Source organism: Chamaesiphon sp. VAR_48_metabat_403, assembly GCF_031422475.1.
Classification (GTDB): domain Bacteria; phylum Cyanobacteriota; class Cyanobacteriia; order Cyanobacteriales; family Chamaesiphonaceae; genus Chamaesiphon.
The window spans coordinates 1-1,758 of record NZ_JANPLS010000132.1; the positions used below are offsets into that span (position 1 = coordinate 1).

2 protein-coding genes are annotated in these 1,758 nt (G+C 41.5%); both read left to right on the plus strand.

Annotated elements, in window-relative coordinates:
* Positions 1-347 precede the first annotated feature (347 nt).
* A complete protein-coding gene (locus tag RMO79_RS06555; RefSeq protein WP_310482255.1) occupies positions 348-1,067 on the plus strand; it encodes a Uma2 family endonuclease in 720 nt (239 codons plus the stop codon).
* A gap of 30 nt (positions 1,068-1,097) precedes the next feature.
* Positions 1,098-1,703 carry a YdcF family protein gene (locus RMO79_RS06560; RefSeq protein WP_310482256.1) on the plus strand — a complete coding sequence of 202 codons (606 nt, stop codon included), beginning with the start codon at positions 1,098-1,100 and terminating at the stop codon, positions 1,701-1,703.
* Positions 1,704-1,758 lie beyond the last annotated feature (55 nt).

The window sequence follows — 1,758 nt, forward strand, 5'->3', positions numbered from 1 at the left end:
GTCGTTTGTACTTAATCGATTCAACGCAAATCGACTTGCTCCGCTCGACATCCGCCCTCGATTGAAATCGGGGCTAACGTGCTAAAGTTCATTGAAATGAACTCTCTAAGCCAGTAATTCTCTTGCAGTCCACTTCAGTGGACTTTTGCTATTAGCCCCAAATTCATTTGAGGGCGGTTGATAAACGAAGCTAGTAGATATCAGTAGCACATTTGGAAGCTTTATCCAATAGCCCACTTGCTGTTGAATACTCTCGGAAATTTTGTTACGAGACATGATTAGACATTCGTTTCTGGCTGGAAAAGTGAAGCATTCCGCACTATCCGATTGACGTCTGAATGCTATCGGTGATAGGATTTTCAATTGGTGCGATCGCGCGATATAATGAAGGTGAAGCGATCGACAGTATCATGGTAGCGTCAATATCTCTAAACCGCATCAAAATTAGTGTAGGTCAAAAAATCTATCTGCATGATGTGAGCTGGGAAGAATTCGAGCAAATCTTGTTAGAGTTAGGAGAAAAAAGAGCGACAAGGATTGCCTACTATGCTGGAGAGTTAGAGATTCGGATGCCATTACCAGAACACGAACGGATTAAAGTACTAATCAGCAACTTATTAGTAGTGTTACTGGAAGAATTAGATTTACCTTGGGAATCATTAGGTTCTTCGACATTTAAAAACGATCGGATGAAGGCTGGAATCGAACCCGATGATTGCTTCTACCTGAAAAATTGTCAAGCGATCGTCGGTAAAACCAGATTAGATTTGACGATCGATCCACCTCCCGATCTGGTAATTGAGGTCGATCTAACTTCGGTTACTCAAATTAGTGCTTATGAATCTTTAGGCATACCAGAGATTTGGCGTTATCGACAAGATAAATTAGCCATATTTGTGCTGACAGCAGGCAGTTATATCGAATCCGATACTAGTTGTTTGTTCCCCGCTCTACCAATTAAAATGGGTATTTCGCAGATCTTAGAACGCAGCACAGAAATATTGACAAGTGAAGCCAGAAAAGAATTTAGACAGTGGGTTAAACAAAATCTACCGATCGATAGCTAGATTAATTTGAGTTTTATTAATACTGCCATCATGACTAGCTCTAGATCGATCTTTAATCGTCGTCGGATCGTTACTATTTTAACTCGTGTTGGCATTGGCTCGATCGGCTTATTAATTATCTGTGCGGGGGCAATATCAATCGTGGGATCGATCGATAATATTCACCAGGCTGATGTTGCTGTCGTGCTGGGAAATACCGTCGAGCCAAATGGCAAACCTTCGGCAAGATTGCAAGCGAGATTGGATAAAACGATCGAACTTTACCGACAGGGAGTTTTTAAAAACACGATCGTCAGTGGTGGGGTGGGTAAAGAGGGTTTCGATGAAGCCGTGGTAATGAAGCAATATCTGGTTGCCAATGGATTACCCACCGCGCAGATTTATGTAGATAGTCAGGGCAATAATACCTATCTCACTGCCAAAAATACCGCCCGATTGATGAGCGAGCATAAATGGCAAAGTGCGATCGCGATTTCTCAGTATTTTCATCTCCCCCGTACTAAATTAGCACTCGAAAAATCTGGAGTGAAGGCTGTTTATACTGCACATGCCAACTTTTTTGAATTGCGCGATCTCTATTCGACACTCAGAGAGGTATTTAGCTATGCATCTTATCAGATGCGATATTTTGAATGATTCGATATTATTCAATTTCACTCTAAACTTAGAGTAGGGGCAATTCATGAATTGC